This window comes from Piscinibacter gummiphilus, assembly GCF_032681285.1.
Lineage (GTDB): Bacteria > Pseudomonadota > Gammaproteobacteria > Burkholderiales > Burkholderiaceae_C > Rhizobacter > Rhizobacter gummiphilus_A.
Genome location: NZ_CP136336.1, coordinates 3,647,210 through 3,672,815, shown reverse-complemented (window position 1 = coordinate 3,672,815; position 25,606 = coordinate 3,647,210). Strand labels below are relative to the sequence as shown.

Annotated in this window: 28 protein-coding genes; 8 read left to right on the top strand and 20 right to left on the bottom strand. The window is 67.5% G+C overall.

What is annotated here, in order from left to right:
* Nucleotides 1–129: 129 nt before the first annotated feature.
* The 10 genes from RXV79_RS17150 to RXV79_RS17105 form a co-directional block, all read right to left on the bottom strand.
* The gene (locus RXV79_RS17150) at nt 130–1,665 is read right to left on the bottom strand and encodes an AMP-binding protein (protein ID WP_316699203.1); all 1,536 of its coding nucleotides are present in this window, start codon (nt 1,663–1,665) and stop codon (nt 130–132) included.
* Nucleotides 1,662–2,633, bottom strand: a complete 972-nt coding sequence (locus tag RXV79_RS17145) for an NAD(P)H-dependent flavin oxidoreductase (RefSeq protein WP_316699201.1) — start codon at nt 2,631–2,633, stop codon at nt 1,662–1,664. The genes RXV79_RS17150 and RXV79_RS17145 overlap by 4 nt, the downstream gene beginning before the upstream one ends.
* An 11-nt stretch (nt 2,634–2,644) precedes the next feature.
* The gene (locus RXV79_RS17140) at nt 2,645–3,457 is read right to left on the bottom strand and encodes an SDR family NAD(P)-dependent oxidoreductase (RefSeq protein ID WP_316699199.1); all 813 of its coding nucleotides are present in this window, start codon (nt 3,455–3,457) and stop codon (nt 2,645–2,647) included.
* A gap of 22 nt (nt 3,458–3,479) precedes the next feature.
* Nucleotides 3,480–4,271, bottom strand: coding sequence for an enoyl-CoA hydratase/isomerase family protein (locus RXV79_RS17135; RefSeq protein WP_316699197.1), 792 nt, complete (start codon nt 4,269–4,271; stop codon nt 3,480–3,482).
* 12 nt (nt 4,272–4,283) lie between these two features.
* Nucleotides 4,284–5,432, bottom strand: coding sequence for a thiolase family protein (locus RXV79_RS17130; protein WP_316699194.1), 1,149 nt, complete (start codon nt 5,430–5,432; stop codon nt 4,284–4,286).
* A complete protein-coding gene (locus RXV79_RS17125) occupies nt 5,429–5,815 on the bottom strand; it encodes a Zn-ribbon domain-containing OB-fold protein (RefSeq protein ID WP_316699192.1) in 387 nt (128 codons plus the stop codon). The genes RXV79_RS17130 and RXV79_RS17125 overlap by 4 nt, the downstream gene beginning before the upstream one ends.
* A complete protein-coding gene (locus tag RXV79_RS17120; protein WP_316699190.1) occupies nt 5,812–6,447 on the bottom strand; it encodes a TetR/AcrR family transcriptional regulator in 636 nt (211 codons plus the stop codon). The genes RXV79_RS17125 and RXV79_RS17120 overlap by 4 nt, the downstream gene beginning before the upstream one ends.
* Before the next feature lie 96 nt (nt 6,448–6,543).
* Complete coding sequence (locus RXV79_RS17115) at nt 6,544–7,806, bottom strand: pseudouridine synthase (RefSeq protein ID WP_316699188.1); 1,263 nt, start codon at nt 7,804–7,806, stop codon at nt 6,544–6,546.
* Between the two features lie 32 nt (nt 7,807–7,838).
* Nucleotides 7,839–8,744, bottom strand: coding sequence for a site-specific tyrosine recombinase XerD (gene xerD, locus RXV79_RS17110; protein WP_316699186.1), 906 nt, complete (start codon nt 8,742–8,744; stop codon nt 7,839–7,841).
* A 4-nt stretch (nt 8,745–8,748) separates the two neighbouring features.
* Nucleotides 8,749–9,720, bottom strand: coding sequence for a tripartite tricarboxylate transporter substrate binding protein BugE (locus RXV79_RS17105; RefSeq protein WP_316699185.1), 972 nt, complete (start codon nt 9,718–9,720; stop codon nt 8,749–8,751).
* A gap of 105 nt (nt 9,721–9,825) precedes the next feature.
* On the opposite strand from RXV79_RS17105, the gene RXV79_RS17100 reads away from it, so the two are divergent.
* The gene (locus tag RXV79_RS17100; protein WP_316699183.1) at nt 9,826–10,716 is read left to right on the top strand and encodes an AEC family transporter; all 891 of its coding nucleotides are present in this window, start codon (nt 9,826–9,828) and stop codon (nt 10,714–10,716) included.
* Between the two features lie 264 nt (nt 10,717–10,980).
* On the opposite strand, the gene queG is transcribed toward RXV79_RS17100, so the two are convergent.
* Nucleotides 10,981–12,027 (bottom strand): tRNA epoxyqueuosine(34) reductase QueG, encoded by a 1,047-nt coding sequence (queG, locus tag RXV79_RS17095; RefSeq protein ID WP_413816703.1) that lies wholly within the window; start codon nt 12,025–12,027, stop codon nt 10,981–10,983.
* Between the two features lie 44 nt (nt 12,028–12,071).
* Here queG and tsaE point away from each other — a divergent pair, with 44 nt between their 5' ends.
* Nucleotides 12,072–12,539: a tRNA (adenosine(37)-N6)-threonylcarbamoyltransferase complex ATPase subunit type 1 TsaE gene (tsaE, locus tag RXV79_RS17090; RefSeq protein WP_413816621.1), complete on the top strand. Its 468-nt coding sequence runs from the start codon at nt 12,072–12,074 to the stop codon at nt 12,537–12,539.
* Nucleotides 12,536–13,864, top strand: a complete 1,329-nt coding sequence (locus RXV79_RS17085) for an N-acetylmuramoyl-L-alanine amidase (RefSeq protein ID WP_316699178.1) — start codon at nt 12,536–12,538, stop codon at nt 13,862–13,864. The genes tsaE and RXV79_RS17085 overlap by 4 nt, the downstream gene beginning before the upstream one ends.
* A 16-nt stretch (nt 13,865–13,880) precedes the next feature.
* Here RXV79_RS17085 and RXV79_RS17080 read toward each other — a convergent pair whose 3' ends face one another.
* Nucleotides 13,881–14,531 (bottom strand): DedA family protein, encoded by a 651-nt coding sequence (locus RXV79_RS17080; protein WP_316699176.1) that lies wholly within the window; start codon nt 14,529–14,531, stop codon nt 13,881–13,883.
* 39 nt (nt 14,532–14,570) lie between these two features.
* Between RXV79_RS17080 and mutL the strand changes: the two genes are divergently transcribed.
* Together mutL and RXV79_RS17070 are read left to right on the top strand one after the other, a co-directional pair.
* Complete coding sequence (gene mutL, locus RXV79_RS17075) at nt 14,571–16,382, top strand: DNA mismatch repair endonuclease MutL (protein ID WP_316699174.1); 1,812 nt, start codon at nt 14,571–14,573, stop codon at nt 16,380–16,382.
* Between the two features lie 15 nt (nt 16,383–16,397).
* Nucleotides 16,398–16,991, top strand: coding sequence for a MarC family protein (locus RXV79_RS17070; RefSeq protein ID WP_316699172.1), 594 nt, complete (start codon nt 16,398–16,400; stop codon nt 16,989–16,991).
* A gap of 65 nt (nt 16,992–17,056) precedes the next feature.
* Here the strand turns inward: RXV79_RS17070 and RXV79_RS17065 are convergent, their stop codons facing one another.
* The 4 genes from RXV79_RS17065 to RXV79_RS17050 all read right to left on the bottom strand — a co-directional run bounded on the left by RXV79_RS17065 (nt 17,057) and on the right by RXV79_RS17050 (nt 20,757).
* Complete coding sequence (locus RXV79_RS17065) at nt 17,057–18,037, bottom strand: porin (RefSeq protein ID WP_413816620.1); 981 nt, start codon at nt 18,035–18,037, stop codon at nt 17,057–17,059.
* Nucleotides 18,038–18,209: 172 nt separating this feature from the next.
* Nucleotides 18,210–18,962: an amino acid ABC transporter permease gene (locus tag RXV79_RS17060; protein WP_316699169.1), complete on the bottom strand. Its 753-nt coding sequence runs from the start codon at nt 18,960–18,962 to the stop codon at nt 18,210–18,212.
* A 24-nt stretch (nt 18,963–18,986) separates the two neighbouring features.
* Nucleotides 18,987–19,853 (bottom strand): basic amino acid ABC transporter substrate-binding protein, encoded by an 867-nt coding sequence (locus RXV79_RS17055; RefSeq protein WP_316699168.1) that lies wholly within the window; start codon nt 19,851–19,853, stop codon nt 18,987–18,989.
* Nucleotides 19,854–19,968: 115 nt separating this feature from the next.
* Nucleotides 19,969–20,757 (bottom strand): ferritin-like domain-containing protein, encoded by a 789-nt coding sequence (locus RXV79_RS17050; protein ID WP_316699167.1) that lies wholly within the window; start codon nt 20,755–20,757, stop codon nt 19,969–19,971.
* Between the two features lie 35 nt (nt 20,758–20,792).
* On the opposite strand from RXV79_RS17050, the gene RXV79_RS17045 reads away from it, so the two are divergent.
* The 3 genes from RXV79_RS17045 to RXV79_RS17035 are packed head-to-tail and all read left to right on the top strand — an operon-like array spanning nt 20,793 to nt 22,767.
* Nucleotides 20,793–21,317 carry a gamma carbonic anhydrase family protein gene (locus tag RXV79_RS17045; RefSeq protein WP_316699165.1) on the top strand — a complete coding sequence of 175 codons (525 nt, stop codon included), beginning with the start codon at nt 20,793–20,795 and terminating at the stop codon, nt 21,315–21,317.
* Nucleotides 21,317–22,273 carry an Hsp33 family molecular chaperone HslO gene (locus RXV79_RS17040; protein ID WP_316699163.1) on the top strand — a complete coding sequence of 319 codons (957 nt, stop codon included), beginning with the start codon at nt 21,317–21,319 and terminating at the stop codon, nt 22,271–22,273. The genes RXV79_RS17045 and RXV79_RS17040 overlap by 1 nt, the downstream gene beginning before the upstream one ends.
* Nucleotides 22,274–22,290: 17 nt before the next feature.
* Nucleotides 22,291–22,767, top strand: coding sequence for a CopD family protein (locus RXV79_RS17035; protein WP_316699162.1), 477 nt, complete (start codon nt 22,291–22,293; stop codon nt 22,765–22,767).
* Here RXV79_RS17035 and RXV79_RS17030 read toward each other — a convergent pair.
* From RXV79_RS17030 to eno, 4 genes are read right to left on the bottom strand one after another with little or no spacing between them, the layout of a single operon-like run.
* Nucleotides 22,764–23,384 carry an ATP-binding protein gene (locus tag RXV79_RS17030; RefSeq protein ID WP_316699161.1) on the bottom strand — a complete coding sequence of 207 codons (621 nt, stop codon included), beginning with the start codon at nt 23,382–23,384 and terminating at the stop codon, nt 22,764–22,766. The two genes, RXV79_RS17035 and RXV79_RS17030, sit on opposite strands and share 4 nt — an antisense overlap.
* The gene (gene pnuC / locus RXV79_RS17025; RefSeq protein ID WP_316699158.1) at nt 23,381–24,010 is read right to left on the bottom strand and encodes a nicotinamide riboside transporter PnuC; all 630 of its coding nucleotides are present in this window, start codon (nt 24,008–24,010) and stop codon (nt 23,381–23,383) included. The genes RXV79_RS17030 and pnuC overlap by 4 nt, the downstream gene beginning before the upstream one ends.
* A 6-nt stretch (nt 24,011–24,016) precedes the next feature.
* Complete coding sequence (locus tag RXV79_RS17020) at nt 24,017–24,298, bottom strand: septum formation initiator family protein (protein ID WP_316704129.1); 282 nt, start codon at nt 24,296–24,298, stop codon at nt 24,017–24,019.
* Nucleotides 24,295–25,578 (bottom strand): phosphopyruvate hydratase, encoded by a 1,284-nt coding sequence (gene eno / locus RXV79_RS17015; protein ID WP_316699156.1) that lies wholly within the window; start codon nt 25,576–25,578, stop codon nt 24,295–24,297. Before eno ends, RXV79_RS17020 begins: the two co-directional genes overlap by 4 nt.
* Nucleotides 25,579–25,606: the final 28 nt, after the last annotated feature.

Genomic DNA, 25,606 nt, shown 5'->3' with positions numbered 1-25,606 from the left:
TCGCGGTCCGGGTTTGCCCTGGAAACGAAGTTACGTGGCGTTACGAACTCAGTGGATCACCGTGCAATTCCTTGAACTCAGCCGCTGTCGGCGGTCTGCGCAGCGCAACGCGACCTTGCCGATGTGGGTTCAGATGTTGCGTCCCAGCTTGGCCCAGTACGGCGCACGCAGCTGGTTCTTGAAGAGCTTGCCCATGCCTTCGCGCGGCAGCGCGGTGTGGAAGTCGACCACCTTCGGCACCTTGTAGCCGGCGAGGCGCTCGCGCACCCAGGCGCGGATGCCTTCCGGCGTGGGCGAGCAGCCGGGCGCGGGCACCACGGCTGCGGCCAACGCTTCGCCGTATTCGGCATCGGGGATGCCGAACACCGCCACGTCGAGCACCTCGGGGTTCGCGAGCAGCACGTGCTCGATCTCGGCCGGGTAGATGTTCACGCCGCCCGAGATCACCATGTCGCGCTTGCGGTCGGTGATGAAGAGATAGCCCTCGGCGTTGAGGTAGCCCATGTCGCCATTGGTGATGTGGCCGTCGCGCTCGATGCTCTGGCGCAGCGCAGGGTCGTTCTTGTAGGTGAAGGGCAGGGCGTTGTCGCCGGGGTTCACGTAGATCTCGCCGACCTCGCCCGCGGGCAGGATGCGGCCTTCGCCATCGAGGATGCGCAGCGAGAAGCCGTCGACCGGCTTGCCCACGGTGCCGGGAAAGCGCAGCCACGACTCACTCGTGCCCAGCGTCACGAGGCCGGCTTCGGTGGAGCCGTAGGTCTCGGTGAGGATGGGCCCCCACCAGTCGATCATGGCGCGGCGCACCTCGGGCGGGCAGGGCGAGCCGCCGTGGGTGACGTTCTCGAGCGACGACACGTCGTACTTCGCGCGCACGGCTGGGCTCAGCTTGAGCAGGCGCACCAGCATCACCGGCACGAGCGACAGGTGCGTCAGCTTGTAGTGCTCGACGGCCTGCAGCAGCAACTCGGCATCGAAGCGGGGCATGACCACGATCACGTCGGCCATCTCCAGCGCGAGGCGGGCCCCGGCGTTGGGGCCGGCGTGGTAGAGCGGGCCGACGACGGCGGTGCGCATGCCTTCGCGTGCCCGGTTGACGAGCGCGCGCACGCGCAGTTGCCCCGCATGCTGGGCCGGCGTGCCGGGCAGGCGCATCACGCCCTTGGGGCGGCCTGTCGTGCCCGAGGTGTAGAGCAGCGTGCCGAGCGTGGGCACGGGCGCGGCGCGCCACGGCTCGAAGCCGTCTCGCCACGCGGGCCAGCGCAGCACGCCTGGGGGCAGCGCGGCGGCAGCGATGCCATAGGCGCTCGTCATCTCGGCGGGGGTGTCGACCGCGATCACCGTCACACCCGAGGGCACCACCGCAGCCACTTGCAGCAGCAGGTCGGCATGGATCACCAGCACCTTCGCTCTGCTGTCGGCCAGCAGGAAACCGGCTTCGTCGGCCTGGAAATGCCAGTTCACCGCGACGAGGTAGGCGCCGAGCCGGTTCACCGCCAGCATGGCCTCCAGGTAGGGCAGGTCGTTGCGCATCATCACCGCGACCGCATCGCCCTGGCCCACGCCGAGCGCTGCGAAGCCCGCGGCCGCGCGCGCCGAATTCAGGCGCAAGGTGCTCCCGCTCATGCGGCGCTCGCCGCAGATCAGCACTTGGGTGTCGGGGTTCACGGGGCGGTCTCCAGCGTCTTCAATCGGTTCAGGTGGACGGCGGCATCGAGCATCAGGGTGGCCATCGTCTCGGCGATCGATACGCGCTTCGTCGCGAAGCCGATGGAGGGCCCCATCGAGACCATGCCCTGCTGCACGTCGCCCCCGCGGTAGCAGAGGTCGCGCGTGGTGGTGCCCTTGATGCGGTCACCGAACTCGGGGTAGCTGCGGGCCCCGGCGCCTTCCATCGCCTGCACGGTGCGTGCGTTGTCGTTGGCGAGCACGCGCCAGGTGTCCTTGAGGCTGCGCATGGCGGTGGTCGAGGCGTCTTCGTCGCAGCCGATCAGGTGGTTCTTGTAGTTCTCGTGCGCCCACACCTCGTGGCAGGTGAGGAAGCGCGTGCCCATCACCACGCCGTCAGCGCCGAGTGCGAGTGCGGCCACGATCTGCCGGCCACTGCCGATGACGAGCGGGATCTTGATCCGCTCGACCGCGTAGGCGCCCATCACGAAGGTCGGCAGCTCGTTCATGCCCGGGTGGCCACCGGCTTCCATGCCGACGAGGCAGACCGCATCGGCACCCAGCGCCTCGGCCTTCTGCGCGTAGCGGATGCGCGAGGCCTTGTGGACGACGATGCCACCGCCGTCATGGATGGCCTTGAAGAGTGGCTCGGGCTGCGCGGCCACGGTCTCGAAATGGCGCACACCTTCTTCGAGCGCGATCTCGATGTGGCGCGGCACCATCTCGTTGTTGGCGTTGCGCGACGAGAGCGTGAGGTTCACGCCGAAGGGTTTGCCTTGGGTGAGCTCGCGACAGAGCTTGAGCTGATCCCTGAACGCATCGAGCGTGTCGAACGAGCGTGGCGTGATGAAGCCCATGCCACCCGCGTTGACGATGCCGGCCACATAGCGCGCGTCCGACAGCCACATGAGCCCACCGGCGAGGATGGGGTGCTGGATGCCGAACAGCGCCGTGATGCGTGTCTTCAACAAGGGCAGGCTCACAGCATCGTGAAACCGCCGCTCACCCCGATGCTCTGCCCGGTGATGAAGGCGGCGCGGTCGGACGCGAGAAAGGCGACCATGCCCGACACGTCTTCCGGCCTGCACAGCCGGTTGAGCCCGCGCGAGATCGGGTAGGCCTTGAGCATCTTGGCCAGGCGCTCGTTGTTCTCGGGCGTGGCGCTCGGGGCGAGGGCGCCGTCCTTGATGCCTTCGTGCGAGACGGCGCCGAGCGCGATCACGTTGACGTTGATGCAGTCCTTGCCGTGCTCCTGTGCGATGGCCTTCGAGAAGCCGAGGATGGCGGCCTTGGCCCCCGAGTAGACGGCGAGGTTGGCTTCGCCGACACGGCCCGCCTCGGACATGATCGAGACGATCTTGCCGCCGCGCTTGTCCACCATGCCGGGCAGCACCGCCTTGCAGCAATACAGCATGCCGTAGACGTTGAGGTCGACGATCTTTTTCCAGCCGGCCGGGTCGGTCTGCAGGAACTTCGGCGGGATGCCGCCCTTCTCGCGCCGCTCGGGAATGATGCCGGCGTTGTTGACGAGGATGTCGATGGTGCCGAACGAGGCCACACCGTCGGCGATCATCTTGTCGACCGCGGCTTCGTCGGTGATGTCGGCCACGGCGGCGCGGGCCTTGCCGCCTGCGTCGTTGATCTCCTTCGCCACCGCGTTGGCACGCTCGGAGAAGAGGTCGTTGACCAGCACGTGCGCGCCTTCGGCAGCGAGGTCGAGGCAGATGCGGCGGCCCACGCCCTGGCCGCCGCCCGTGACGAGGGCGACCTTGCCCTTGAGATGCAGATCCATGGTGTCTCCTGAGAGGTGAAGTTCAGCGGCCCTTGAAGACCGGGGCGCGTTTTTCGACGAAGGACTTCATGCCCTCCTTGCGGTCTTCGCTGTCAACCACCATCGTCGCGGCGTAGCGCTCGAATTCGAGGCCCGCCTCGATGCCGACCTCGATGCCGAGGTTGATCGACTGCTTGGCGAAGCGCAACGCGAGCGGCGCGTTGCGGGCGATCTTGGCGGCCATCTCGAAGGCGGCGTCCATCAGCTTCTCGGGCGCGACCACGTGGTTGACGAGACGGATCTCGTGCGCCCGCTGCGCGTCGATGATCTCGCTCGTGAAGATCAGCTCCTTCGCCACGCCCACGCCCACCACACGCGGCAGGCGTTGCGTGCCACCGGCGGCGGGGATGACGCCGATCTTTCCCTCGGGCAGGCCGAAGCGGGCGGTGCTGGAGGCGATGCGAATGTCGCAGCACAGCGCCAGCTCCAGGCCACCGCCGAGCGCCACGCCGTTGATGGCGGCGATGATGGGCTTCTCGAATTCCTCAATGTTGCGGAAGAGCTGGTGCGTGGCCTTCTGCTTCACGTAGTAGTCGGCCGGGTGTGTCTGCGTGGCGGCGCGCTCCTTGATGTCGGCGCCGGCGCAGAAGGCGCGGTCGCCTACGCCGGTGAGGATCACGCTGCGCACCGAATCGTCGTGGCGGGCGAGGTCGAGGATGGCCGCCTGCAGGTCGGGCTTCATCGTGCCGCCCAGCGTATTCATGCGATCGGGGCGGTTGAGCGTGATGACCGCCACGCCCTCCTTCACCTCATACAGCAAGGTCTCGAACTTCATCTGCGGTCTCCTTCAATCTGTCTTCTGCAGCACGTGGGCGATGGCGACCGAGCCGAGTCCGATCATGTGCGCCATCGCGAGGCGCGTGCCGGGGTGCTGGCGGCCGGTGGCTTCGCCGCGCATCTGGCGCGTGATCTCGGCGATCTGGCCCACGCCGGTGGGCCCGATGGGGTGGCCCATGCCGATCAGGCCGCCCGAGGCGTTCACGGCACAGCGCCCGCCGATGGCGGTGTCGCCGCGCGCGAGGTCGTGGGCGCCTTCGCCGGTCTGGCACACGCCGATGGCTTCGCCGTAGACGATCTCCTCGATGGAGAAGGCGTCGTGCAGCTCGACCATGTCGAGGTCTCGCGCGCCGATGCCGGCCTGTTCCAGCGCGGCCAGCGAAGACTCGCGGACCATGTCGACGATGGGCGGCACGTCGCCGCGGCCGAGCTTTTCGCTGGTCGACACCGAGGCGATCACGCGCGGCGAGCGCGCTCGCGCGAGGCCCAGCCGTGCCATCGCCGCCGCCGAGGCGACGATCACCGCGGCGGCACCTTCGCCGCGCGGGCAGCACTGCTGCACCGTGAGGTCGCCGGCCACTTTCGGCGACGCCAGCACCTGCTCGAGCGTGCGCGGCTTGCGGAACTGTGCATACGGGTTGAGGGCCGCGTTGCCGTGGTTCTTCACCGCGACGCGGGCCAGCGCTTCGACGTCGAGCTCGCCATCGCGCAGATAGCGGCGCGCAAGTAGCGCGAACTTCGCGACCGGCAGGTTGCTGGTCGGGCTGAGCGTCGAAAGGCCATCGCTGCCCGACGCACGCCGTGCGTGGCCGGTCTTGTCGACACCGACCGCGAGCACGACCTCGTGTTCACCGCTCGCCACCGCCTGGCAGGCGAGGCGAAAGGCCGATGAACCCGAGGCCGAGGCATTCTCGACCTGCGTGACCGAGAGGCCGGTGGAGCCGAGGTGGCGCAGCATCACCCGGCCCGCGGCCATGCCGATCGCGGCGGTGCCGACGAAGGCGGCCTGCACCTGCGGCCATTGCAGGCCGGCGTCCTTCAGCGCCTCGCGGATCGCGGTGAGGCCCAGGTGCACGTACGGCGTTTCGCTCGGGAACTGGTACGGGTGCATGCCGATGCCGACCACGTGCACGGCGCGTTCCTGCAGCAGGCGGCTCATCCTTGTGCCTCCAGCGGCCGGAAGCGCAGGCCGCGCTGCGTGTCCGCCGGGTCGGCGCCGATGGCCTCCATCGGCATGTCGAGCGTGAGCCGTGATTCATCGTCGACCGCGATCAGCGCTTCTTCCACCACGCCGGGGGCGATCTCGACTTCGCCCACCACGACTGGCGGTGTGAGACCGGGCACCACGTCGCCGTGGAGGGTGATGAAGTTGCGCAGAACGGGCGTCTGCGGCATCGGCACCTTGTCGAGCGTGTCGGCGCCGCACGCACGGCAGCTCCAGGCGTTCGACGGGAAGGTGTACGTGCCGCACTGGCGGCAGTGCGCGAGCAGCGTGGGCAGGTGGTCCACACCCCAGGCGGGCATCAGGGAGGAAGTCGTCATGGCGCAAGGCGTTGCGTGAGGGTGGCTTTCAGCGCCGCGATGTCGCGGGCGATGTCGCTCGACGCGGGGTCGAGCATCGATTGCGTGCGCAGGCCGCGCAGCGTGGCGATCAGGAGGCGCGCTTCGTCGGCCGGCTTCACGTCGGCGCGGATGCTGCCGAGCTGCTGGCCCTTGGCGATCGTGCGCGCGAGCGAGGCCTGCCACTTCTTGCTGAAGCGCGCGAAGTGTTCGCGAATCTGCGGGGCGGGGCCGATGGATTCGAGCATCAGCACGAAGAAGGCGCGTGACGACAGCGGCGGGTCGTCCATGCCTTCGAGGTAGCAGTCGATCTCGCAGAAGAGGGCGTCGAGGCCCGTGAGGCCGCGCAGGCGTTCGAGCAGGCCGACGCGGAAGTCTTCGAGCACACGGTCGACCAGCGCTTCGAGCAGCTTGTCCTTCGTGCCCCAGCGGTGCGAGACGAGACCGCGGCTGTAGCCCGACTCGGTGCCGATCGCCTCGAGCGTGGTCTGCGCATAACCGCGGGTGGCCACGAGGCCCATGGCCGCCTGCAGCATGCGGGTGTCGGACTCAGCGACGCGCTCGGCCTGGGTGCGGCGATGCGGCGGGCTGTCGACGGTTTTCTCGGCGGGCATGCGGCCAGTCTAGAAACTTGTTGACACCGCAACAAGTAAGTTGACCTGCAATTTCCTCGGTGTTAACGCCAGGGCGTTCCGCCCTGGGAAACGACGTCAGAACTTCTCGTTGCCGCGCAGGTAGCGCCACGCGCCAGGCGGCAGGTCGCCCAGCATGACGTTGCCGATGCGCACGCGTTTCAGGCCAATGACCTTCAGGCCGACCGCCTCGCACATGCGGCGGATCTGCCGTTTCTTGCCTTCGCGCAGCACGAAGCGCAGCTGGTCGTCGTTGACCCACTCCACCTGCGCGGGCTTGAGCGGCTCGCCGTCGAGTTCGAGGCCGTGGTTGAGCAAGGCGAGGTTCTCCTGCGACAAGGGCTCGCCGTTCACGCTTTCCACGCGCACGAGGTACTCCTTCTCGACCTCGCTGTCTTCGCCGATGAGCTGCTTGGCGATGCGGCCATCTTGCGTGAGCACGAGCAGGCCGGTGGAGTCGATGTCGAGCCGGCCGGCAGGGGCGAGTCCACGGTGGTGCGATGGCAGGAAGCGGATGCCCGAGCGGTCTTCGCGCCACTGGTTCTGCGGCGTCACCAGCACCGAGGCGGGCTCGTAGCCATCTTCGGCCTGGCCGCTCACGTAGCCGATGGGCTTGTGCAGCAGCACCGTGACCTTGAGCGCCTGTGCATCGCGCGCCTTGGCCTCGATGCTGATGAGCTGGCCGGGGAGCACGCGCGAGCCGAGCTCGGTGACGACCTTGCCGTCGACGCGCACCCAGCCCTTGGGGATCCACTCGTCGGCCTCGCGGCGCGAGGCGATGCCGAGTTCGCTCATGCGCTTGGACAGGCGCATGGAGCCCGGGGTGTCGGTGTGCGCCTGGAAGTCGTCGTCATCGTCGTCGTGATCGCGGCGGCGCGGCATCGGCGGGCGCTTGGGCGCCTGGTGGGGATGCGCCGGGCGAGCCGGCCCGCCGAAGGCGGTGTTGGGCTTGCCGAAGGCCGTGTTGCCGCCCTGGCGGTTCGGGCTCACGGGGCGGGCGGGCGGGAGCGGCCGGCGCTCCTGGCGTTCCTGTCGCTCGGGCCGCGGTGGGCGGGCGTCGCGCGGCTGGCGCGCGTTGGGGTCGAACGGGGCGCGCTCGTCACGCCGTGGCGGGCGGCCGAGGCTTTCGGGTTCGGGACGGCGCTTGGCCGACGCGGGCGGGCGGTCGCCATAGCGCAGCCGCAATTGCTCCTGGTAGCGCGCCTCGCGTGCTTCGCGTTCGGCTTGCGCCTGGGCGAGCGTCGGCCGCTTCTTCACCGCCGACGTGGTGCCGCGCACCGGGCTGCGGTCAGACTTCGCGGGGCCGGCGGGCGGCGTCTTCTTCAACTTCAAGGTGGCCATGCCGGGATTGGAACATGGCGTGCCCGCCCGGCCTAGCCTCGCGGGTGATGGGTCGCGTGCAGCGACTTCAGCCGCTCTCGTGCCACGTGGGTGTAGATGGTGGTGGTGGAGATGTCGGCGTGGCCTAGCAGCATCTGCACTGCGCGCAGGTCGGCGCCGTGGTTGAGCAGGTGCGTGGCAAACGCATGGCGCAGCGTGTGCGGCGAGAGCGGCACGCGCACGTCGCCTTGCAGCGCGTATTTCTTGATGAGCTGCCAGAACATCTGCCGCGTCATCGGGCCGCCGCGGCCGGTGACGAAAAGTGCGTCGCTCGCCTGGCCATGCAGGATGTCACCGCGCGCCTCGGCCAGGTAGCGCGTGAGCCACGCATGTGCCTCTTCGCCGAAGGGCACGAGCCGCTCCTTCGCACCCTTGCCGGTGACACGCAGCACGCCTTCATTCAGGCTCAGGTGCACGCTCTTCAGCGTGACGAGCTCGCTCACGCGCAGGCCGCTCGCATACATCAGCTCGAGCATGGTGCGGTCGCGCAGGCCGAGCGGGGTGTCGACGTCGGGCGCCTTGAGCAGGGCCTCGACCTGCGCTTCGCTCAGCGTCTTGGGCACGCGCAGCGGCTGCTTGGCCGAGAGCAACTTGAGCGTCGGGTCGGCTTGCACGAGGTGCTCGCGCAAGGCCCAGCGGAAGTAGCGCTTGAAGACGGTCAGCCGGCGGTTGGCGCTGGTGGCCTTGCTGGCGGCGTGCTGCGCAATGGCGTGCTCGCGCAGGTGGCTCTCGCGGGTTTCATTGATCGGCGCACCGGCGTGGGCCTTCGCCAGCCATTGCGCGTAGAGCGTCAGGTCACGGCGGTAGGCGGCGAGCGTGTTGGCCGACAGCCCATCCTCGATCCACAAGGCATCGATGAAACGGTCGATCGAGGATTGGCTGTCGTCGGGGAGCGTCAAGTCGTCAATTGTCGAGGGTCAGCTTCTGCTGCGCGACCACCTTCTTGTAGACCTCGAACTCGGCCTTGATCTGCGCGCTGAACTGCTCGGGCGTGTTGGCCACGATGAGCGAGCCGGTGTCTTCGATGCGCTTCTTCACGGTCGGGTCTTCCAGCGTCTTCTTCACCGCGCCATGGACCTTGTCGATCACGTCCTTCGGCAGTCCCTTGGGCCCGTAGATGCCGTAGTAGGCCATGCGGTTCACCGGCTCCAGGCCCACTTCCTTGAAGGTGGGCACATCGGGCAGCACGCTCAGGCGGGTGGGTGCTGCCACCACGATGGCGATCAGGCGGCCGTCCTTGATGAAGGGCAGTGCGGAAGGCAGGTTGTCGAAGATCATCGGCACCTGGCCTGCCACGGTGTCGTTCAGGGCAGGGCCTGCGCCGCGGTACGGGATGTGGGTGACGAAGGTGCCCGAGAGGTTCTTGTAGAGCTCCATCTGCAGATGGCCGATGCCGCCGGTGCCGGAGCTGCTGAACGAATATTTGCCCGGGTTCTTCTTCAGCTCGGCGACGAAGCCCTTGTAGTCGCGCGCCGGGAAGCTCGGGTGCACCGCGATCACGTTGGGCGTGGCGGCCACGTTGATGATCGGCGCGAAGTCGGTGATCGGGTTGTACGGGATCTTGGGGTTGATCGCAGGGTTGGCCGCCGTGGTGGAGACGGTGGCCATGCCGAGGGTGTAGCCGTCGGGCGCAGATTTGGCGACTTCGTTGGCGCCGATGGAGCCGCCGCCGCCGGCCTTGTTCTCCACGATCATGGTCTGCCCGAGGGCGGCGTTGATCTTTTCCGAGACCACGCGGGCGACGATGTCGGTGGTGCCCCCGGGGGCGAAGGGCACGACCAGGCGCACGGGCTTCGCGGGGTAGGCCTGCGCGAAGGCGAAGGGGGATGTGGCTGACAGGGCGAGCGCGGTGGCGATCAGATGTCTGCGGTGCATGCGTACTCCTGGGGGTTTGGATCGGCGAAGAAGCCATGCTGCCCGGGCGAAGAAGCACTGGCGACTGTGGAAACTACGCAGGGCGTTGTACTGCAAACTCGCGCGATGTCGAATGGCCTTCTGCTGCTGCCGGACTTTCTGCTGATCGCGTGCGGCTTCCTGCTCTGCCGCTACACCGCCCTCGACCGCCCCATCTGGGAGAGTGCCGAACGGCTGGTGTACTACCTGCTGTTCCCGGTGCTGCTCTTCAACTCGATCGTGAAGACCCCGCTGCAGCCGGCGCAGACGCTGGGCCTGGCGGCGGCGGGCGTGGGCGTGATGCTGTGCGGCGTGGCGCTGGCGTTTGCGCTCGGGCGGTGGCCCGGGGTCGACGCGCGATTGCACGCCTCGGGCGCGCAGATCGCGTTTCGCTTCAACTCCTACATCGCGCTCGCGCTGGCCGAGCGGCTGGGCGGCTCGCAGGGCGTGGCCTGGATGGCGCTCCTGATCGCGTTGTGTGTGCCGGTGGCCAATGTGGCGGCGGTGTGGTCGCTCGCGCGGCACGGTGGGCACAACTACCTGAAAGAAATTGCGCGCAACCCGCTCATCATCAGCACGCTCGCAGGGCTCGCGGCCAACTCCGCGGGCCTCACCTTCCCCGAGGCGGTGGCGACCACGCTGCAGCGCATCGGTGTGGCCGCCCTGCCCATTGGCCTGCTCGCTGTGGGGGCCGGGCTGCGCATGGGCGGCTTGAAGAAAGGGCCGTGGCTCGCGGCCACGCTGCTGGGCATCCGGCACGCGGTGCTGCCGGCCATCGGCTTCGGGCTCACACTGGCGCTCGCCTTGCCGCCGGAGCAGCGGCACATCGCGGTGCTGTTCGCCGCGATGCCGACTGCGTCGAGCGCCTTCGTGCTGGCTTCACGCATGGGCGGCGACGGGCCGTATGTGGCTGCGCTGGTGACGGTGTCGACTCTGCTCGGGATGGTGAGCATCCCGATCTGGCTGGCGTTGATCTAGGGCCTGTTCACACTAAATGAGCACCCACGCCGGGGCCTGAAGGCGTGGGCGGCAAGGCGCAGCGGAGGCCTTGTGCCTGCGGCACACAACGACGCTGCAACGCCGCCGCACGCGCCTTCAGGCCCCGGCCCTTCGGGTGATCTCAACAAAAGCCCGCCCACAGCGTTGCAAATGCTCGCTGTAGCAAGTGCTACAGCTGCGCTTTGCGCCTCGTTGGCGGGCTTTTGTTGAGTCACGTGGGCGCTCATTTAGTGTGAACAGGCCCTAGTGCTGGGCGAGGGCCCAGTCGATGTGCTCGCACAGCAGCGGGCTTGCGTCGGCGCGCTTCGATTGCAGGGCGGTGGTGATGGCAGGGTCGTGCGTGGCCCGCAGGGCATTGCCGAGCGCGACCGCGATGTTGCGCCGCCAGCGCGCGTGGCCGATGCGCCGGATGGCGCTGCCTTCGGTGTGGCGCAGGAAGTCGTCTTCCGTCCACGCCCACAGCTGCAGGAGCGTTGCACCGGTGAGCGAGGCGCGTGGGTCGAAATCGGGCAGCTCGTTGCGCTGCGCGTATTTGTTCCAGGGGCAGACGAGCTGGCAGTCGTCGCAGCCATAGATGCGGTTGCCGAGCAGCGGGCGCAGCTCTTCGGGGATGGGGCCGTCGTGCTCGATGGTGAGGTAGGAGATGCAACGCCGCGCGTCGAGCCGGTAGGGCGCGACGATGGCCTGCGTGGGGCAGACGTCGAGGCAGGCGCTGCAGCTGCCGCAGTGAGACGTGACTGGCTCCGACAACGGCAGCGGCAGGTCGACGTAGATCTCGCCGAGGAAGAAGGTGGAGCCCGCCTCGCGGTGCAACGTCAGCGTGTGCTTGCCGCGCCAGCCGATGCCGCTACGCGAAGCGAGCTCGACTTCGAGCACCGGGGCCGAGTCGGTGAACACGCGGTGGCCGTAGGGGCCGACCGCGTCGGCGAGCTTGTCGGCGAGCTTCTGCAGGCGGTGGCGCAGCACCTTGTGGTAGTCGCGGCCGCGGGCGTAGAGCGAGATGGTGGCGTCGGTCGGGCGCTTCAGTCGGTCCCACTCGATGGCTTGCCAATCGTCGGGGGTGTGGCGCGGGAGGTAGTCCATGCGCGCGGTGACCACACGCACCGTGCCCGGCACCAGCTCTGCCGGGCGGGCCCGCTTCAGGCCATGCGCCGCCATGTAGTCCATCGAGCCGTGAAAGCCGTTGTGGAGCCAGGCCATGAGCCCGGGCTCGGCGGAGGACAAGTCCACGTCGGCCACGCCGATCTGTGAAAATCCCAGCGCTGCGGCCCACTCGCGCAGAGCGGGCATCAGCGCGAGGAGTGCCTCATCGTCCAACTTGCGAGCGTCATCCATTGCCGTCGATTCTAGGAACCCGCACCGTGCACTGGGCCGATGAGGCCGGCTGCCAGGCCACCGCCGAAGCGCTGGCCCGACGGCCTGCATTGCGCGATGCGTTCGTGGAGCTGCATGGCACGCTGGGCGCCGGCAAGACCACCTTCGCACGCCATTTGCTGCAGGCGCTCGGTGTCACGGGGCGCATCAAGAGCCCGACCTATGCAGTGCTCGAGTCGTACGAAGTGGCAGGGTTGGCAATCTCGCATTTCGATTTCTACCGCTTCAAGGACCCGCAGGAGTTCGAGGACGCGGGCTTCCGCGATGTGTTCGCAAGCCCCGGTTTCAAGATCGCCGAATGGCCGGAGCAGGCTGCCGGTTTGTTGCCGGCCGCCGACCTGCGCGTGGAACTCATTCCGCTCGATGGAGACGAACGCCGCGTGATCTTCACCGCCCACACGCCCCGCGGACTGGAGCTGCTGCCTTGAAGCGGCGCGACCTTCTTCAAGGCTCTATCGCACTGCTGCTCGGCACGCACGAGCTGGCCTTCGGCGCCAGCATCCTCGCGGTGCGCGTGTGGCCGGCGGCCGAGTACACGCGGGTCACGCTGGAGTCCGACACCGCCCTCTCGATCAAGCACTTCATGGCCGAGAACCCGTCGCGGCTCGTGATCGACATCGACGGCCTGGAGCTGAGCCCCGCGCTGCGCGAGCTGGTGGGCAAGGTGCGGTCCGACGACCCCTTCATCGCCGGCGTGCGTGTGGGGCAGAACCAGCCGCGCGTGGTGCGCCTGGTGATCGACCTCAAGCAGTCGACCGCGCCGCAGCTCTTCACGCTGGCGCCAGTGGCGGCCTACCAGCACCGCTCGGTGTTCGACCTGCACCCGACGCAGGAGCGCGACCCGCTGCTCGCGCTCGTTCAAGACAAGTCGCAGGCCGAGCAGAAGGCCGCGCAGGCCGTGCAAGACGCGCTTGGCGAGTTTCTCGGCAAGATGAACAAGCCGCCTACCGCCGCCTCGGGCGCGGGGCCTGCGCCATCACCAGCGACAACTCCTGCGCCAGTGGCGGCGGCCTCGGCACCGACGATGAGCCAGTCACGCATCGACCGCCTCATCATCGTGGCACTCGACCCCGGGCATGGCGGCGAAGACCCGGGGGCAACGGGCCCGACCGGCCTGCGCGAGAAAGACGTCGTGCTGGCGGTCGCGCTCAAGCTGCGCGACCGCATCAACGCCGTGCCCGGCATGCGCGCGATGCTCACGCGCGATGCCGACTACTTCGTGCCGTTGCAGGAGCGGGTGCGCAAGGCGCGGCGCGTGCAGGCCGATCTCTTCGTCTCCATCCACGCCGATGCATTCATGAAGCCCTCCGCGCGGGGCGCCTCGGTGTTTGCGCTCTCGCAGAACGGCGCCACGAGCACTGCCGCGCGCTGGATGGCCGACAAGGAGAACGCGGCCGACCTGGTGGGCGGCGTCAATTTCAAGGCCAAGGACTCGGCCGTGCTGCGCGCGATGCTCGACATGAGCACCACCCGCCAGATCAAGGACAGCCTGAAGCTCGGCGGCGAGGTGCTCGGCCAGATCCGGAAGGTCGGCCACCTGCACAAGGGCAGCGTGGAGCAGGCGGGGTTTGCAGTGCTGAAGGCGCCCGACGTGCCGTCGATCCTGGTGGAGACGGCCTTCATCTCCAACCCGGACGAAGAGAAGAAGCTGCGAAGCGACGACTACCGCGAGCAGCTGGTGGATGCGCTGACCGCGGGCATCAAGCGCTACTTCGCGAAGAACCCGCCGCTGGCGCGCAACCGCCAGCTCTAGAGGCCAGCTCCAGCGTTCAGGTGGCGGCAGCCGCCTTGCGCCGCGCCTTCAGGGCGCCGGCGATCACCAGCAGGCCCGGCAGCAGGATGGCACCCCAGATGATCTTGTCGAGGTGCTCCTTGACCCATGGGATGTTGCCGAAGAGGTAGCCCGCGGTCACGATGCCGCCCACCCACAGGATGCCGCCTGTCACGTCGTAGAAGGTGAATTTGCTGCGCGTCATCTGCGCCACCCCCGCCACGAAGGGGGCGAAGGTTCGCAGGAAGGGCATGAAGCGCGCGGCCACGATGGTGATGCCGCCATATTTCTCGTAGAAGGCGTGGGCCTGGTTGAACGCGTTCTTGTTGAAGAAGCGCGAGTTCTCCCACTGGAAGACCCGCGGCCCGAAGTAGCGCCCGATCGCGTAGTTGCTCTGGTTGCCGAGGATGGCGGCAGCGACGAGCAGGCCGATCGACAGCGGCAGGCTCATGAGCCCCACGCCGCACAGGGCTCCCACCACGAAGAGCAGTGAGTCGCCCGGCAGGAACGGCATCACCACCACGCCGGTCTCGACGAAGACGATGAGGAAGAGCAGGGCGTAGACCCAGTTGCCGTAGGCCGCCACGAAGTTGGCGAGGTGCACGTCGACGTGCAGGATGAAGTCGAGCAGGAAAGTGATGAATTCCATGGGCGGCGATTATGGGTGAGTGATTCTTACAATGCCCCGATGAACGCCGTGCCTGAGCGAGCCCCTCGTCGCCCCATCCGCGAGCTGCCCGACGAGCTCATCAGCCAGATCGCGGCCGGTGAGGTGGTGGAGCGGCCTGCGTCGGTGGTGCGCGAGCTGGTCGACAACGCGCTGGACGCGGGTGCGACCGAGGTGGTGGTCAAGCTGATGGCCGGTGGGGTGCGAAGCATCCTGGTGGAAGACGACGGGGTGGGCATTCCGGCCGACGAACTGCCGCTTGCGCTGCGCCGCCATGCCACGAGCAAGATTGCCTCGTTGGGCGAGTTGGAGAGCGTGGCGACCATGGGGTTCCGTGGCGAAGCGCTGGCGGCGATCTCGTCGGTGGCCGAGCTCAGCATCGCGAGCCGTACCGAAGGCGCGCCCCATGCGCAGCGCATCGATGCGCGCAGCGGTGAGCTGGTGCCTGCGGCGCGCGGGCGTGGCACGAGCGTGGAGGTGCGCGAACTCTTCTTCAGCACCCCGGCGCGGCGCAAGTTCCTGAAGACCGATGCCACGGAGTTGGCGCATTGCCTCGAAGCGGTGCGCCGGCACGCACTCGCACGCCCCGACGTGGGCTTTGCGGTGTGGCACGAGGGCAAGCTCGTCGAGCAGTGGCGGCGCAGCAGCCTCGATCAGCGTGTGCGCGAGGTGCTGGGTGAGGACTTCGTGGCCGAGAGCCGCGAGGTGCAGTTCGAGATCGGCCCGCTGCGCGTGGTGGGCCGTGCCGGCACGCCGGCCGCGGCACGCTCGCGCGCCGACCAGCAGTACGTCTACGTCAACGGCCGCTATGTGCGCGACAAGCTGATCGCGCATGGCGTGCGTTCGGCGTACGAAGATGTGCTGCACGGCGGCCGGCAGCCGGCCTATGTGCTCTTCCTCGAGATCGCGCCTGACCGTGTCGACGTGAACGTGCACCCGACCAAGATCGAAGTGCGCTTCCGCGATTCGCGCGAGGTGCACCAGGCGATGCGGCGGGCCGTCGAGGCGGGCCTGGCGCCGCCGCAGGCCGTCGTGGCGGCAGCGGTGCCGGTGGCCCAGCCGCAGGTGGCCGAGGCGAGCCGCGCCGCCTTCGCACCGGCCTACATGCCCCGCGTGCAGGGTTCGCTGGGCCTGGAACAGGCGGCGGTGCTGTACGCCCAGGAAGCGCCTGCGGCGTGGCAGGTGGCGCCGACGGCGATGCCCGCGCCGGTGCCGCCGGCCGAGTCTGCACCTGCACTGCCTGCGGGCGAGTGGCCCCTCGGCCGAGCGATCGGGCAGGTGGGCGGGGTCTTCGTGCTGGCAGAAAACGCTCAGGGTCTGGTGGTCGTCGACATGCATGCGGCCCACGAGCGCATCGTCTACGAGCGGCTCAAGGCGAGCCTCGGCACGGCGGCCATCGAATCGCAGCCGCTGCTGATCCCGGCGACCTTTGCAGCCAACGCGCAGGAGATTGCCACCGCCCAGGCGCAGGCAGACAACCTGATGGCGCTCGGGCTCGACATCTCGGTCCTGTCGGCCAGCACGCTCGCCGTGCGCTCGCGGCCCGCGGCGCTGGCCGGAGGTGACGTGGTCGAACTGGCGCGCAGCGTGCTTGCCGAGCTGGCGCAATACGACGGCAGCACGGTGATCCAGCGTGCGCAGCACGAGTTGCTGTCGACGATGGCCTGCCACGGCGCGGTGCGTGCGAACCGCCAGCTGACGCTCGACGAGATGAACGCGCTGCTGCGCGACATGGAGCGCACCGAGCGCAGCGACCAGTGCAACCACGGCCGGCCGACCTGGCGGCAGATCACGATGAAGGAGCTCGACGGCCTGTTCTGGCGCGGGCGTTGAGCAGCAGGCCCCGCAATGCAACACGACTTCGTCTCGGCCCTGATCCTGTTGCTGCTGGTGCTCGACCCGCTGGGGAGCCTGCCGATCTTCATTCCGGTGATGCGCCAGGTGGCGCCCGAGCGGCGTCGTTGGGTCGCGTTGCGCGAGGTGGGCATCGCATTCGCTGTGCTCTTCGTCTTCATGTTCGTGGGCGAAGGCTTCTTGAGGGTGATGCGCCTGTCGGAGCGCTCGCTCGAAGTGGCCGGCGGCGTGATCCTGCTGATGGTGGCCATCCGCATGATCTTCGGGGGCGGCGGGGGTGCCTATGGCGTGCCCGAGGGCAAGGAGCCGCTGATCTTTCCGCTGGCCGTGCCGCTGCTCGCGGGCCCCTCGGCGATGGCGACGGTGTTGCTGCTGGCCTCACGCCAGCCCGATCGCATGGGCTCCTGGATCGGCGCGTTGGCCTGCGCGATGGCAGTGTCCTTGCTGGTGCTGCTGCTGTGCAACCAGATCCGGCGTGTGGTGGGCGACTCGGTCGTGTCGGCGACCGAAAAACTGATGGGCCTGGTGCTCACCGCGATCGCGGTGGAGATGATCCTCGCCGGCCTGAAGCGCTACTTCCTCGGCTGAGAAAGAAAAACGGCCGGTCTTACGACCGGCCGTTCTTGTCTTGCGACAGCTTGCTGATCAGGGGATCAGAAGTTGTGGCGCACGCCCAGGGCGAACGACTGCAGGTTCTGGCCTGCCGTCGGAGCCGTCACGAAGCCGCCCGGGTTGTAGGTGGCGTTCGCGTCGTTGTCGACCTTCGTGTAGAAGGCGTAGACCTTGGTGCGCTTGCTCAGGTTGTAGTTGTAGCCGAGCGTGTACTGCTTGGCGCCGGTGTTGTCGACACCACCACGGTCACCAGCCAGGCCGGCGTTGACGTGGAACTCCGAAGCGCCCATGGCGTACATGCCGGCGAGGCGGAAGTTGTTGCGCTTGAAGGTGTCGCCCGTGGTGCGCTCGTAGTAGCCGCCGATGGTGAAGGCGCCGAGTTCGTACAGGGCGCGCAGGGCGGTGCTCTTGCGATCGGTGTCGGTGGCAGCTTCGTGGCCCAGGCCCAGGTGCAGCGCGCCCAGATCGTAGTTCAGCGCCAGCGCGCGGCGGCTCACGGTGCCGGCTTCGTGCAGCGAGTACTGAACGTCGGCGCGCAGACCGGCGAACGTCGGCGAGGTGTAGGCAATGGCGTTCTGCAGTTGGCCGGTGGTCACGAACTCGTACAGAGCGTCAGCCGAGCTGCCGGTGTCGTGGTTGTGCATCGACACATAGTCGGCGGTCGCGAAATAGGCTTCCGAAGCGGCCATGTTGCCCAGGCGGATCGCGCCGAAGGTGGGGTGCGACAGGCCGACGGTCGACTCACGACCCCAGAAGCGGCTGCCAGCAACCGTGCCGGTATCGGTGTTGAAGCCGTGCTCGATGATGAAGTTGGCCTTGAGGCCGCCACCCAGATCTTCCGAACCCTTGAACCCGAGACGCGAAGCGCTGTCGACGACGGCGGTGGTGCTGGTGCTACCAACCTTCTGGCGTTCGACCGAGTCGTTCAGGCGACCGAAGATGGTGACGTTGCTTTGTGCGAGGGCGGAGCCAGCTGCCAGGGTCGAGAGGGCAGCGATGAGAAGAGAGCGCTTCATGAGCATTCCTTGTATGTGAAGTGCGGAGTTGGTTACCGCGGATGGTTTCACTGTTGGGTGGTTGAGTCCTGACTGCTGACCCAAACGCGAATGGAGTTTAGGCGCGCAGGTACTGGAAAGTCCCAATCTCGTTGCTCGTTCGCAACAAGCGTTTTTGTGCTTGATGCGCTAGCACAAATCAACGACCGCGGTGGTGTGCGGGGGCTTCCAGCCGCTTCGCCAAGAGCGACAGCAACAAGGTGAGCGCGAGGTACATCACCGAGATGGTGAGGTACGGCTCCCAGTAGCGCGAATACGCTCCGGCCACGGTGCGCGCGGCCATGGCCAGCTCGGCCAGGCCGATGGCCGAGACGAGCGAGGAGTCCTTGATGAGCGTGATGCCCTCGTTCACCAGCGCCGGCAGCATGCGCCGGAAGGCCTGGGGCAGCACGATGAAGCGCATGGCCTGCGCGTGCGTGAGGCCCAGGCTGTAGCTGGCCTGCGTCTGCCCGAGGTGGATGCTCTGGATGCCGGCGCGGAAGATCTCGGAGATGTAGGCCCCGGCGTTGAGGCTGAGCGCGAGGGCGCCCGAGAAGAAGGCGCCGTGCGATTGACGGAACTCACGCGCCGCCTCGCCCGCGAGCAGGAGCCCGGTGTCGGGATGGATCAGGAGCGGCATCACCGCAAAGTGCACGAGCAGGATCTGCACGAAGAGCGGTGTGCCGCGGAAGAAGGTCACGTAGGCGAGGGTGAACGCCCGCGCGACCTTGAGCGCCCACGCGAGCGCCAGCGACTTGGGCGCCGGTGCGTCGAGCGAGCTGCTCACCAGGCCGAACAGCACGCCCAGCACCAGCCCGCACACGATGGCGACGACGGTGAGCTGGACGGTCATCCACAAGCCGGTCACGAAGAGCGGCCCGTAACCGACGAGGATCTCCCAGCGCAAGTCCATCGTCGGTCGTGCTTGCCGTGCGGCTTACTTCGATGCGGCCGAAGCGGCCGGTGCGGCTGCCGGCGCGGCGCCGAAGTACTGCGCGTAGATCTTGTCGTAGGTGCCGTCGGCCTTGATGTCGGCCAGGCCCTTGTTGATCTTGCCCAGCAGGTCGGCATTGCCCTTCTTCACGGCGATGCCGTACTGCTCGTTCTGGAAGGCCTTGTCGGCCACGGTCTTGAACTTGCTGCCGGAGTTGTTGGTGACGTAGTTGATGATGACGCCGTTGTCGGCCACGACGGCATCGACGCCACCGCTTTCGAGCTCCTTCAGCGCCAGCGGCGTGGACTCGAAGCGCTTGATGTTGGCGCTCGTCTTGCCTTGCAGCTTGGTCACGACTTCATCGCCGGTGGTGCCGGTCTGCACGCCGACCTTGAGCTTCTTCAGCTCGTCGAACTTCGTGACCTTGGAGTTGGCCTTGACCGCGATGAGCTGCTGCGCATCGAAGTACGGGTTGCTGAAGTCCATGGTCTGCTTGCGTTCGTCGGTGATGGTGATCGCCGACACGAGCAGGTCGCGGTCGCCCTGCGCCAGGGTGTTGAAGATGCCTTCCCACGGGGTGTTGACGAACTTCACCTCGATGCCAGCCTTCTGGGCCACGGCCTTCACCACGTCGATGTCGAAGCCGACGATCTCTTTCTGCGTGTTCTCCGACTCGAAGGGTGCATAGGCGGCGTCGGTGCCGACGACGTAGACCTTGGCGGGCGCCGGGGCCGGAGCCGAGGCCGCTGCGACGGGGGCCGACGCGGCGGGGGCCGGGGTTTCAGCCTTCTTGCCGCAAGCGGACAGCAGGAAGCCGGTGATCAGCAGGGCGCTGGCTTGGAGAAAGCGACGTGTGGAGAGCGTGTTCATGGACGTCCTTCGAATGAGGCCTGAAAGGCGGCCGCTCGTGGCGGCCGAAAAGGGGCACCAGTGTAATGGTGCTCGAGACGGGGGCGGCTCGCCCGGCAGCAAGATGTGAGCCAACTCAAGCCTGGTTCAACTGGGCCAGTTCTTCGTCGGTGAAGCCCGCGGCCAGACGGGCACTGTTGTTGAAGGGCGGGCGCAGCCTGGGCGCTTCATGGCGGCGGGTCAGCTCGCGGTAGTGGCTCACGGCGTCGAGCCCTTGGCGCGCGCAGAGCCAGCGGTACCAGCGGTTGCCGATGGCCACATGGCCCACCTCGTCGCGCAGGATGATGTCGAGGATTTCGACCGTTCGCATGTCGCCCGCCTTGGCGAACTTCGCCTGCAGTGGCGGCGTGGCGTCGAGCCCGCGCGCTTCGAGCGTGCGGGGCACGAGCGCCATGCGGGCCGTCACGTCGCCGGCGGTGCGCTGGGTCATGAGCCAGAGGCCGTCGTGCGCGTCGAAGTCGCCGTAGTCGTGGCCCAGGCTCTGCAGATGCTCGCGCAGGAGGCTGAAGTGCAGCGCCTCCTCGCTCGCCACGCGCAACCAGTCGACGTAGAAGAGCGCCGGCATGCCATCGAAGCGGAAGGCGGCGTCGAGTGCCAAGTTGATTGCGTTGAACTCGATGTGGGCGATGGCGTGCAGCAGCGCGGCGCGGCCTTCCGGCGTGAAGGGCGTGCGCGAAGGCACCTCCTTCGGCGGCACGAGCCGTGGGCGCACTGGGCGGCCGGGCAGGTCGAGTGGGGCCTCTATTCGCTCCGTGGCGTCGATGAGACTGTGGTCGAGGCCCTCAAAAAGCGCGCGCGCTTCGGCGGCCTTGGTGGCCGGGTCTTGCAAACACAAGACCTCGAGGGCGCGGCGTCGGGGGTTCATCCTTAAAATTATCCGCTTGACCTCGAGGATGACCCATGGCTCTTTATCAACTCGGCGACGAGTCGCCCGACATTGCCGATTCCGCCTGGGTCGCCGACAGCGCCCAGCTCATTGGTGCGGTGACGCTCGAAGAGAACGCGAGCGTATGGTTCGGCGCCGTGCTTCGCGGCGACAATGCGCGCATCACCATCGGCCGCAACGCCAACGTGCAAGACGGCACGGTGATCCATTGCGACACCGGCTATCCCTGTACCCTCGGAGAGAACGTGACGGTGGGCCACCAGGTGATGCTGCACGGCTGCACGATCGGCGAGGGCTCGCTGGTGGGCATCCAGTCGGTGATCCTGAACGGTGCCAAGATCGGCAGGCACTGCATCGTGGGTGCGGGCGCACTCGTCACCGAAGGCAAGGAATTCCCCGACGGCTCGATGATCCTCGGCTCGCCGGCCAAGGTGGTGAAGACACTGTCGCCCGAGCAGATCGAGCGGCTGAAGCTGAGTGCGCTGCACTATGTTGAGAACGCCAAGCGCTACAAGGCGGGTTTGAAGAAGATCGGTTGATGAGCGAACTCCACAAGTTTCTGTTCGATGGGCTGCCGGTGCGTGGCCTGCTGGTGCGCCTGACCGGCGATTGGCGCGAGGTGCTCGCACGCCGCGAGTCCGCGCAGGATGCCTTCCCGGCGCCCGTGCGCGAGCTGCTCGGCGAAATGGCCGCAGCCGGCGTGCTGATGCAGTCCAACATCAAGTTCGACGGTGCGGTCGTGATGCAGATCCATGGCGAAGGGCCGGTGAAGTTGACGGTGGCCGAAGTGAAATCGGACCTCACGTTTCGCGTCACGGCCAAGGTGACGGGCGAAATGCCCTCCATGCCGCGGCTCGACACGCTGGTCAACGTGAACGGCAAGGGCCGCTGCGCGATCACGCTCGACCCGCGCCAGAAGCTGCCGGGCCAGCAGCCCTACCAGGGCGTGGTAGCGCTGCATGGCGACCACGGTGAGCCGCTGCACCGCCTGAGCGAGGTGCTCGAGCACTACATGCTGCAGTCGGAGCAGCTCGACACCAAGCTCGTGCTCGCCGCCAACGACGAGGTGGCTGCGGGCCTTCTGATCCAGCGGCTGCCGGTCGAAGGCGCAGGCAACATCGGCGCGCGCAACGAAGACGACATCGGCCGCGACGAAGACTACCGCCGCATTTCGATGCTGGCCGCCACGCTCACCAGCGACGAACTGCTGACGCTCGATGCCGACACGATTCTTCGGCGCCTGTTCTGGGAAGAGAAGGTCGTGCGATACGAACCGCAACACCCGCAGTTCGCCTGCAGCTGCTCGCGCGAGCGCGTGGGCAACATGCTCAAGTCGCTGGGCCGCGAAGAGATCGACGGCATCGTGGCCGAGCAGGGCCGCGTCGAGATCGGCTGCGACTTCTGCGGCGTGAAGTACCACTTCGACGTGGTGGACGTGGGCGAACTCTTCACGCCCCAGAGCCGGCAGCAGCCCGGTACCACCACGCTCAACTAGACAACGAAAGCACCACGATGGGCTACGCACTGCTGAAGATGCTGCACTGGGGCACCATCGTCATCTGGCTGGGTGGGATGTTCTTCGCGCTCTTCTGCCTCCGCCCGGCGGCGGGCAGCTTGCCTCCCCCGGTGCGCGTTCCCTTCATGGCCGACGCGCTCGGCCGCTTCCTCAACATCGTGCTGTGGGTCGCCTTGCTCGCTGTCGGCAGCGGCGGCGCGATGCTGTGGCGCGCCGCGCAGACCACCCGCCAGACCAGCCTGGCGTTCAATGCGCCGGCCGATTGGCTGTTCATGGCCGGCATGGGCGTGCTGATGCTCGTGGTCTACGGCTTCATCCGCTTCGTGCTCTACCCGCGCGTGCAGCGTGCGGTGGCCGCGCAGGACTGGCCCGCCGGTGGCAAGGCCTTGAATGAGATCCGCTTCTGGGTCGGCGCGAACCTGGTGTTCGGCGCGTTGATCGTGGTGGTGGTGGCGCTCGGGCAGGCGAGCTAAGCGTCGCCGCGCGCCAGCAGGTGGCGCTCGCAATCGGCGTCGCCGCAGCGCTCGCAGATCCATTGCCACGGGCGCTGCGGCGAGTCGTCGGGCAGCGCGTGGCCGATGGCCGCAAGCGCCGAGCGCAGCCGCTGCGGCCCCTCTCCACTCACCACGGCATACGGCACCTCGGCGCGCGTGAGGCTCGCACGCACCAGCGCGGTGACCGGCTCGCGCACGTGCGCGCCGTCGCGCATGTGGCCGTCGGCTTCCCAGGGCAGGTCGAGCGCCGTCAGCAGCGTGTGCCGGTAGCGGCGCTGTCGGGCTTCTGCTTCCGCATAGAGGCCCGTGTCGCGAAAGACCAGGTCGCTGTAGACGGCGATCATCAGCGCCGAGGTGTCGGCCACGACGATGTCGTGCTCGGCCGCGGCTACCTCGATGCGACGCGCCTGCTCCAGTGCGATGCCGGCTTGTTCGTGGGCTTGTGGTGTGCGGCCGTGAAGGGTGCAGAACTCGCGCAGGTACTCGTCGACCCGCGCGACGCGCAACCCTTTTTGCGAGAGTGCCTCACTCAGTTCAGCAGCGAGGGTTGTCTTGCCGGTGCTTTCGGCGCCGACGATGGTGATCACCTCGCTCATGCAGCCACCGCCAGCCGCCGCCAGGCACGCAGGCCGGCCACTGACATCACGATGAAGATCGCATAGAGCACCACGGTGAGCCACAAACCCTTGTAGGCGAAGAGCATCACGCTCACGGCGTTGACGACGAGCCAGGCCGTCCAGTTCTCCACGTACTTGCGGCCGAGCAGCCATTGGCCGAGCAGGCTGGCGGCCGTGGGGAAAGCGTCCCACCAGGGCACATCGCTGTCGGTGGTGCGGGCCAGGAAGAGGGCGGTCACCGGCCAGGCGACGGCCAAGGCGAGCAGCAGGCCCCAGCGCATGCGGGGTGCGAGCGAGCGCACGTGCAACGGCCGGCCATCGTCCTGCGTGCCACGCAGCCACTGCCACCAGCCCCAGCTCGCGACGACCACGAAGAAGATCTGCAAGCCGGCTTCGCCGTAGAGCTTGCTGTTCCAGAAGAGCAGGAAATACAGCAGCGAACTCACGATGGCCAACGGCCAGGCGACGGGGTTGACGCGCATGTTGCACACCACCATCACGATGGCCAGCACGAAGGCGACGATCTCGAGCCAGGTGACCGGCGAGCCGAGCAGGGTGAAGGGTGCAGCGAAGATCGGCTGCAGCGCCTGCAGCAGGGCATCCATGTGGCGCTAGCGCTTGGGCGTGACCTGGACGTAGATCTCGTCCGGCTTGACCATGCCGAGCTCGAAGCGCGCTTTCTCCTCGACCATTTCCAGGCCTTCCTTGAGGTCGCTCACTTCGGCCAGCAGTTGCTCGTTGCGCTCGTGCGCAGCTTCGTTATGCGCCTTCTGCTCGAGCAGCTTCGATTCCAGCTCCATCACACGCGGCACCCCCGACCTGCCGAGCCAGAGCTCGGCATGCACCAGCGCGATGAGCGCCAGCAGGGCGAGGGTGACCAAACGCACGTTCAGCGCAGGTTGTAGAACGCGCCGCGGCCCGGATAGCTGGCGACGTCACCGAGGTCTTCTTCGATGCGCAGCAGCTGGTTGTACTTGGCGATGCGGTCCGAGCGGCTCATCGAGCCGGTCTTGATCTGGCCGGCGTTGGTGCCCACCGCGATGTCGGCGATCGTCGAGTCTTCCGTCTCGCCCGAGCGGTGCGAGATCACGGCGGTGTAGTTGGCGCGCTTGGCCATCTCGATGGCGGCGAAGGTCTCGGTCAGCGTGCCGATCTGGTTGATCTTGATGAGGATCGAGTTGGCGATGCGCTTCTCGATGCCTTCACGCAGGATCTTGGTGTTGGTGACGAAGAGGTCGTCGCCCACCAGTTGCACCTTGCCGGCCAGCTTCTCGGTGAGGTGCTTCCAGCCGTCCCAGTCACCCTCGTGCATGCCGTCTTCGATGCTGATGATCGGGTACTTGTCGCACCAGGTGGCGAGGATGTCGGTCCACTCGGGAGCGGTCAGCTGCAGGCCTTCGCCTTCGAGGTGGTACTTGCCGTCCTTGTAGAACTCGCTGGCGGCGCAGTCGAGGCCGATGGCGATGTGCTCGCCCGGGGTGTAGCCGGCCTTGTCGATGGCTTCGAGGATCAGCTGGATCGCCGCTTCGTGGCTCGCCACGCTGGGGGCGAAGCCGCCTTCGTCGCCGACGGCGGTGCTCATGCCCTTGGCGTCGATGATCTTCTTCAGCGCATGGAAGACCTCGGCGCCGTAGCGCACGGCTTCACGGAAGCTGGGCGCGCCGGTCGGGATGATCATCAGCTCTTGAAGATCGAGGTTGTTGTTGGCATGTGCGCCGCCGTTGATGACGTTCATCATCGGCACCGGCATCTGCATCGCGCCCGAGCCGCCGAAGTAGCGGTAGAGCGGCAGGCCCGACTCTTCGGCCGCGGCGCGGGCCACAGCCATCGAGACGGCCAGCGTCGCGTTGGCGCCCAGGCGGCTCTTGTTCTCGGTGCCGTCGAGGTCGATCAGCGTGCGGTCGAGGAAGGCTTGCTCCGAGGCGTCGAGGCCGAGCACCGCTTCGCTGATCTCGGTGTTGATGTGTTCGACGGCCTTGAGCACGCCCTTGCCGAGGTAACGGCTCTTGTCGCCGTCGCGCAGCTCGATGGCTTCGCGCGAGCCGGTGGACGCACCCGAGGGCACGGCAGCGCGGCCCATGGTGCCGCTTTCCAGCAGCACGTCGCATTCGACGGTCGGGTTGCCGCGGCTGTCGAGAATCTCGCGGCCGACGATGTCAACGATGGCACTCATCTATCTTCCTCTTGGCAGTTTTGGTGGA

Coding starts and splice junctions, on each gene's coding strand:
- RXV79_RS17140 (WP_316699199.1), bottom strand. CDS start 3,457: ATGGATCTGCATCTCAAGGGCAAGGTCGCCCTCGTCACGGGCGGCGGC.
- RXV79_RS17135 (WP_316699197.1), bottom strand. CDS start 4,271: ATGAAGTTCGAGACCTTGCTGTATGAGGTGAAGGAGGGCGTGGCGGTC.
- RXV79_RS17130 (WP_316699194.1), bottom strand. CDS start 5,432: ATGAGCCGCCTGCTGCAGGAACGCGCCGTGCACGTGGTCGGCATCGGC.
- RXV79_RS17125 (WP_316699192.1), bottom strand. CDS start 5,815: ATGACGACTTCCTCCCTGATGCCCGCCTGGGGTGTGGACCACCTGCCC.
- RXV79_RS17120 (WP_316699190.1), bottom strand. CDS start 6,447: ATGCCCGCCGAGAAAACCGTCGACAGCCCGCCGCATCGCCGCACCCAG.
- RXV79_RS17115 (WP_316699188.1), bottom strand. CDS start 7,806: ATGGCCACCTTGAAGTTGAAGAAGACGCCGCCCGCCGGCCCCGCGAAG.
- RXV79_RS17105 (WP_316699185.1), bottom strand. CDS start 9,720: ATGCACCGCAGACATCTGATCGCCACCGCGCTCGCCCTGTCAGCCACA.
- RXV79_RS17100 (WP_316699183.1), top strand. CDS start 9,826: ATGTCGAATGGCCTTCTGCTGCTGCCGGACTTTCTGCTGATCGCGTGC.
- queG (WP_413816703.1), bottom strand. CDS start 12,027: ATGCCCGCTCTGCGCGAGTGGGCCGCAGCGCTGGGATTTTCACAGATC.
- RXV79_RS17080 (WP_316699176.1), bottom strand. CDS start 14,531: ATGGAATTCATCACTTTCCTGCTCGACTTCATCCTGCACGTCGACGTG.
- mutL (WP_316699174.1), top strand. CDS start 14,571: ATGAACGCCGTGCCTGAGCGAGCCCCTCGTCGCCCCATCCGCGAGCTG.
- RXV79_RS17070 (WP_316699172.1), top strand. CDS start 16,398: ATGCAACACGACTTCGTCTCGGCCCTGATCCTGTTGCTGCTGGTGCTC.
- RXV79_RS17065 (WP_413816620.1), bottom strand. CDS start 18,037: ATGCTCATGAAGCGCTCTCTTCTCATCGCTGCCCTCTCGACCCTGGCA.
- RXV79_RS17060 (WP_316699169.1), bottom strand. CDS start 18,962: ATGGACTTGCGCTGGGAGATCCTCGTCGGTTACGGGCCGCTCTTCGTG.
- RXV79_RS17055 (WP_316699168.1), bottom strand. CDS start 19,853: ATGAACACGCTCTCCACACGTCGCTTTCTCCAAGCCAGCGCCCTGCTG.
- RXV79_RS17050 (WP_316699167.1), bottom strand. CDS start 20,757: ATGAACCCCCGACGCCGCGCCCTCGAGGTCTTGTGTTTGCAAGACCCG.
- RXV79_RS17045 (WP_316699165.1), top strand. CDS start 20,793: ATGGCTCTTTATCAACTCGGCGACGAGTCGCCCGACATTGCCGATTCC.
- RXV79_RS17040 (WP_316699163.1), top strand. CDS start 21,317: ATGAGCGAACTCCACAAGTTTCTGTTCGATGGGCTGCCGGTGCGTGGC.
- RXV79_RS17035 (WP_316699162.1), top strand. CDS start 22,291: ATGGGCTACGCACTGCTGAAGATGCTGCACTGGGGCACCATCGTCATC.
- RXV79_RS17030 (WP_316699161.1), bottom strand. CDS start 23,384: ATGAGCGAGGTGATCACCATCGTCGGCGCCGAAAGCACCGGCAAGACA.
- pnuC (WP_316699158.1), bottom strand. CDS start 24,010: ATGGATGCCCTGCTGCAGGCGCTGCAGCCGATCTTCGCTGCACCCTTC.
- eno (WP_316699156.1), bottom strand. CDS start 25,578: ATGAGTGCCATCGTTGACATCGTCGGCCGCGAGATTCTCGACAGCCGC.